General features: G+C 52.0%; 1 rRNA gene. It reads left to right on the forward strand.

Annotated elements, in window-relative coordinates:
• Positions 1-693, forward strand: a 23S ribosomal RNA gene (locus ACMVDV_RS23300); the annotation flags it as partial.
• Positions 694-715: the final 22 nt, after the last annotated feature.

Raw genomic sequence — 715 nt, forward strand, 5'->3', positions numbered from 1 at the left:
ATCGGGGTTACGGACAGTGCCTGGTGGGTAGTTTGACTGGGGCGGTCTCCTCCCAAAGAGTAACGGAGGAGCACGAAGGTTGGCTAAGTACGGTCGGACATCGTACGGTTAGTGTAATGGTAGAAGCCAGCTTAACTGCGAGACAGACACGTCGAGCAGGTACGAAAGTAGGTCATAGTGATCCGGTGGTTCTGAATGGAAGGGCCATCGCTCAACGGATAAAAGGTACTCCGGGGATAACAGGCTGATACCGCCCAAGAGTTCATATCGACGGCGGTGTTTGGCACCTCGATGTCGGCTCATCACATCCTGGGGCTGAAGTCGGTCCCAAGGGTATGGCTGTTCGCCATTTAAAGTGGTACGCGAGCTGGGTTTAGAACGTCGTGAGACAGTTCGGTCCCTATCTGCCGTGGGCGTTTGAGAATTGAGAGGGGTTGCTCCTAGTACGAGAGGACCGGAGTGAACGAACCGCTGGTGTTCGGGTTGTCATGCCAATGGCATTGCCCGGTAGCTACGTTCGGAACTGATAAGCGCTGAAAGCATCTAAGCGCGAAGCAGGCCTCGAGATGAGTTCTCACTAGACTTTTAAAGTCTCTGAAGGGCCGTTGAAGACTACAACGTTGATAGGCAAGATGTGGAAGCATAGTGATATGTTAAGCTAACTTGTACTAATTACCCGTGAGGCTTAACCATACAACGCCAAACGCGTTTTATG

It is taken from the genome of Pseudoalteromonas sp. ASV78, from assembly GCF_047806705.1.
Taxonomy (GTDB): domain Bacteria; phylum Pseudomonadota; class Gammaproteobacteria; order Enterobacterales; family Alteromonadaceae; genus Pseudoalteromonas; species Pseudoalteromonas prydzensis_A.